This window comes from Methylobacterium mesophilicum, from assembly GCF_036441335.1.
Classification (GTDB): Bacteria; Pseudomonadota; Alphaproteobacteria; order Rhizobiales; family Beijerinckiaceae; genus Methylobacterium; species Methylobacterium mesophilicum_B.
This window is the reverse complement of the sequence record NZ_MLBW01000004.1, coordinates 1-4,643: the sequence shown is the minus strand read 5'-3', so window position 1 is coordinate 4,643 and position 4,643 is coordinate 1. Positions and strand designations below refer to the sequence as shown.

The 4,643-nt window shown below is 69.9% G+C and carries 7 protein-coding genes; 2 read left to right on the top strand and 5 right to left on the bottom strand.

Features of this window, described 5'->3' with window-relative positions:
- A partial coding sequence (locus tag MMR14E_RS02290) for a S4 domain-containing protein (RefSeq protein WP_331312637.1) occupies window positions 1-199 on the bottom strand: 199 nt, incomplete at its 3' end.
- A 109-nt stretch (window positions 200-308) separates the two neighbouring features.
- Here MMR14E_RS02290 and MMR14E_RS02285 point away from each other — a divergent pair.
- Window positions 309-848 carry a superoxide dismutase family protein gene (locus MMR14E_RS02285; RefSeq protein ID WP_331312636.1) on the top strand — a complete coding sequence of 180 codons (540 nt, stop codon included), beginning with the start codon at window positions 309-311 and terminating at the stop codon, window positions 846-848.
- On the opposite strand, the gene MMR14E_RS02280 is transcribed toward MMR14E_RS02285, so the two are convergent.
- The 4 genes from MMR14E_RS02280 to MMR14E_RS02265 all read right to left on the bottom strand — a co-directional run bounded on the left by MMR14E_RS02280 (window position 841) and on the right by MMR14E_RS02265 (window position 2,225).
- Window positions 841-1,293, bottom strand: a complete 453-nt coding sequence (locus tag MMR14E_RS02280) for an acyl-CoA thioesterase (protein ID WP_331312635.1) — start codon at window positions 1,291-1,293, stop codon at window positions 841-843. The genes MMR14E_RS02285 and MMR14E_RS02280 overlap by 8 nt on opposite strands.
- A gap of 26 nt (window positions 1,294-1,319) precedes the next feature.
- Window positions 1,320-1,457, bottom strand: coding sequence for a hypothetical protein (locus MMR14E_RS02275; protein ID WP_164706365.1), 138 nt, complete (start codon window positions 1,455-1,457; stop codon window positions 1,320-1,322).
- Window positions 1,458-1,606: 149 nt separating this feature from the next.
- Entirely contained in the window at window positions 1,607-1,876 is a 270-nt protein-coding gene (locus MMR14E_RS02270; protein WP_020095628.1) for a hypothetical protein, read from the bottom strand.
- A gap of 163 nt (window positions 1,877-2,039) precedes the next feature.
- A complete protein-coding gene (locus MMR14E_RS02265) occupies window positions 2,040-2,225 on the bottom strand; it encodes a YegP family protein (RefSeq protein ID WP_331312743.1) in 186 nt (61 codons plus the stop codon).
- A 230-nt stretch (window positions 2,226-2,455) separates the two neighbouring features.
- On the opposite strand from MMR14E_RS02265, the gene MMR14E_RS02260 reads away from it, so the two are divergent.
- Entirely contained in the window at window positions 2,456-4,594 is a 2,139-nt protein-coding gene (locus MMR14E_RS02260; RefSeq protein WP_331312634.1) for a molybdopterin oxidoreductase family protein, read from the top strand.
- The last annotated feature ends 49 nt before the right edge of the window (window positions 4,595-4,643 follow it).

Sequence of the window (4,643 nt, the reverse complement as noted above, 5' to 3'; positions counted from 1 at the left end):
CCGAGGCGCGCGCCAGCGGGCGCCCGTCGACCCGCACGAGTCCGGCGCGGATCGCCGCCTGGGCCCGGGCCCGGCTCTCGTAATGGCCGCGCGCCACGAGATACAGGTCGGCGCGCCGCGGCGCGGGTGCGTCCGCGGGATCCTCCGCGGGCTCGTCCGCGGGCGACGCGCGGTCCGGGCTGGTCCGGTCTCGGGTCATCGGGGCTTCGTACGGTTCCGGCAGGTCTGTGGCGGAGGTTTAGGGCCGCCGCCCTGTCGAAGGCCGGCGCGCTCCCTAACTAGACCGGGCCGGAAAGGAGAGCCACCGTATGACCCGCACCCTGCCGCTGCTCGCACTGCTCGGGACCACCGCCGCCGGCGGCGCCCTGGCACAGGAGCCCCCCAAGGACGCGGCCAAGCCGGCGGAGACCTACACGGCGCCGATCAAGAACGCGAAGGGCGACCCGATCGGCACGCTGGCGATCCGCGACGGGGCGAATGCCCTGGTCCTGCGCGTGACGATCCAGCCCGGCGGCCTGCCGCCCGGCTGGCACGGGATGCATTTCCACGCCGTGGGTGACTGCTCGGACCCGAAGTTCATGAACTCCAAGGCGCACGTGAACCACGACCAGAGCAAGCACGGGCTCCTCAACGCGGAGGGTCCCGACGAGGGCGACCTGCCGAACCTCTACGCGGCGCAGGACGGCTCGGCCAACGCCGAGGTCTCCAGCGAGACCCCGCTGAACGGCGAAGGCGGCCTGAAGGACGGCGACGGTGCCGCCCTGATCATCCACGCCAACGAGGACGACCACAACACCCAGCCGATCGGCGGTGCTGGCGATCGCATCGCCTGCGGGGTGATCAAGTAGTCGCGGACGGGGACGGCACGGCCGGCGGGATCGGCCGCGGCCGGCCGTCCTCGTCGATGGCCACGAAAGTGAAGGTGGCCTGCGTGACCCGCTCGCGGACCTGGGTGCAGAACCGCCGTGCCCAGGCCTCCACCTCGATCTTCATCGAGGTCCGGCCGACATGCGACACCCGGGTGTAGACGCACAGCACGTCGCCGACCCGGACCGGCCGGATGAAGGTCATCGATTCGAGCGCCACGGTGACCACCCGGCCCTGCGCGCGGTCGACCCCGGCGATGCCGCCGGCCTGGTCCATCTGCGACAGCACCCAGCCGCCGAAGATGTCGCCGTTGGCGTTGGTGTCGGCCGGCATGGCGATGGTGCGCACCGTCAGGTCGCCCTTGGGCAGATCGACCTCCGCGGGCGGCGGCGCGCCTCCGGCCGGTGAGAGTGCGACGTGCTGCATGCCGTCCATCCGCCCCCCGCGCGCCGTCAGGACATCAGGCCGGCGAGCTTGAGCCCCGCCGCCAGCAGGACGGCGACCGCGCTCAAGATGCATTCGAGCGGGATGGATTGCCAGAGGTCCGGCGTCGCCGCCGCGGGCTCGGCGCGTTGCGCAATATCGTTCATCGGGCTTCCTCTCGGGCGCGCTGATCTGCCGTCGGCGGTCCCGTTCCCGGCACGATAAAGCAAGGCTCGCGGTCGCGCACCCCGAATCGGGGCGTGAAAAAGCCCGGCGGCTCGATGGAGCCGCCGGGCCGGTCAGATCGGAGAGCCGATCAGTAGTAGAACCGACGGCGCCAGTAGGGGCGACGATAGTAGGGCCGCGGGCCGTAGTAGAACCGGCGGCCGTAGTACGGGCGGCGCCAGTAGGGGCGCGGGCCGTAGAAGCGGCGACGGTAGTAGTACTGGGCCTTCTCGGCCACCGCCGGCGCGGCTTCGGCGGGCAGAGCCAGCCCCGGGCCGATGGGCGCGGCGGACGCGCCCTCCGGCGCCGCGGCCGCGAAGCCCAGCGCCAGCAGGGCCGCGAGCAGGAATTTCCTCAGCACGGTCTCGACTCCCTTTGTGTCATTACGTCCTGGTCGACGAACCGCACAGGGCGACGGGCTCCGCTCGGTCCGAACCGCTGCAACGCGTGGGCGAGCGGAAGCGTTGCAGCTTAACCGCTGCGACGTTTCCGACAGGGTTGACCGCGGGTTGAGACGCGTCGGGTCAGGCGATCTTCGTCGTCATGTCCTCGATGCGCGCCTCGGCGCTCTGGCGCACCAGGGCGATGCCGTGCTCGCAATCCTCGCGGCGGGCATAGCCCTCGCCGGAATCGGCGATCACCTCGCCGTTGCGCGCCCGCAGGCGCCACCGCCACTCGCCCTTGGCGTCCCGGTAGAGTTCGAACCGCATGTCGCAGGCCCCCGTATCGTCCACACCCTCAGATGGGGGCGCACCCGCGCAAGGGAAGGCGGGGCGATGACGACGCCGCGGGGCGAACGACCTGCCCCGCGGCCCGCCCGCGCGTTCCGCCGCGCCGGATTCGAATTAGAATTTTTCTTCCTCTCGTTGTACGCTCTGGCCGCCGGGAGCCGGAACGCCTGAACAATAACGGGACGCCCGCGGCCTGCGAGGGAGAGATCATGAACGAGATCGTCCAGCCCGAGGCCTACTCGGAGGTCTTCTACGGCGCCTGCCCGCACGATTGCCCCGACACCTGCTCGATGCTGTTCGAGGTGAAGGGCGGCGAACTCCTGAGCGTGCGCGGCAATCCCGACCACCCGATGACGCGCGGCACCCTCTGCGTGAAGCTGAAGGACTACGAGAAGCGCCACTACCACCCGGACCGGCTGCTCTACCCGATGAAGCGGGTCGGCCCGAAGGGGTCGAAGCAGTTCGAGCGGATCACCTGGGACGAGGCGCTGGACACCATCGTCACCCGCTGGAAGGCGATCATCGACCAGTACGGGCCGCAGGCGATCGCGCCCTACAGCTATCTCGGCAACCAGGGCCTCGTGCACGGGCTGAACGGCGGCGACGCCTTCTTCAACCGCATGGGCGCCACCGTGACCGAGCGGACCTTCTGCGGCGAGGGCTCGTGCACGGCCTGGCTCCTCACCGTCGGCCCGACGGCCGGCCTGGATCCGGACAGCTACATCCACTCCAAGTACATCGTGATCTGGGCCTGCAACTCGGTCAGCACCAACCTGCACCACTGGGCGATCGTGAAGGACGCGCAGAAGCGGGGCGCCAAGGTCGTGGTCATCGATGCCTACGCGTCCCGCACCGCGAAGGCCGCCGACTGGCACATCGCGCCGAAGCCCGGCACGGACGGCGCGCTCGCCATGGCGCTGATCAACTCGATCATCGCGCAAGGCCTCGTCGACCAGGATTACGTCGACAATTATACGGTCGGCTACGAGGCGCTGAAGGAGCGCGCCGCGGACCGGACGCCCGAATGGGCCGCCGAGATCACCGGCGTTCCCGCGGAGGACATCCGCAAGCTCGCCCGGGACATGGCGACCGAGCAGCCGGTGGGCATCCGCATCGGCGTCGCGCTGGAGCGGCACTACGGCGGCGGCCAGACCATCCGGGCGGTGACCTGCATCCCGGCGCTCACCGGCGCGTGGCGCCATGTCGGCGGCGGCATCACGCAGTTCGGCGTCTGGGAGCACCCGTACAAGTTCGACGTCATCTGCCGCCCGGACCTGATCCCGGAGGGCACCCGGGTCGTCTCCAACCTCCAGATCGGCCGGGCGCTCACCGGCGAGATGCAGCTCGACCCGCCGATCATGTCGATGATGTGCTGGAACTCGAACCCGGTCACGCAGGCGCCAGAGACCGACAAGATCGTCGAGGGGCTGATGCGCGAGGACCTGTTCATGGTCTCGGCCGAGCACTTCATCTCGGACACGGCCTCCTACGCCGACATCCTGCTGCCCGCCGCGATGGGCGCCGAGATGGAGGACATGATCCTGTCCTGGGGCCACCTCTACCTGACCTACAACACCAAGTGCGCCGAGGCGCCCGGCGAGGCGATCCCCAATAACGAGATCTTCCGCAGGCTGGCCGCGCGCCTCGGTTTCGAGGAGGAGAACTTCAAGTGGAGCGATGCCGAGTGCCTTGAGCACTACGTCGACTGGAATGCCCCGGCCTGCGAGGGCATCGACCTCCAGTACATGCGCGAGCACGGCTTCGCCCGGCTGAAGGTCGGTACGCCCGACGACCGGGCGCCGCACCGGGAGGGCAACTTCCCGACGCCGACCGGCAAGTGCATGCTGAAGGTCGAGGGCGCCACGAACTTCGTCGCCCCGCCGTTCCGGCAGATGTACGAGGGCTTCCAGCCGGGCGAGCCGCTCGACCCGCTGCCGGACTACCTGGGCCCGCGCGAGTCGCACACGAACGATCCGGATCTCGCCGAGCGCTACCCGCTGAACATCGTCTCGCCCAAGAGCCACTACTTCCTGAACTCCTGCTACGCCAACATGGAGGACAAGCAGAAGGGCCAGGGCGAGCAGTTCGTGATGATCAGCCAGCACGACGCCGACGCGCGCGGCATCCGGGACGGCGATCGGGTTCAGGTCGGCAACGACCGCGGCGCCTTCAAGGGCGTCGCGCGGATCACCGACGACGTGAAGGCCGGGATCGTGGTGGCGACGCTGGGCTACTGGCGCCAGCTCAACGAGGGGACGGTGAACAGCATCTCGTCGGGCGCCTTCACCGACATGGGCCACGCGCCGTCGTTCTCCGACAACCTCGTGGAGGTCTCGCGGTCGAACTGAACGCCGCGCCGCGCCGCGCGCGGTCGCGCCGTCATCCGGCGGCGGCGTC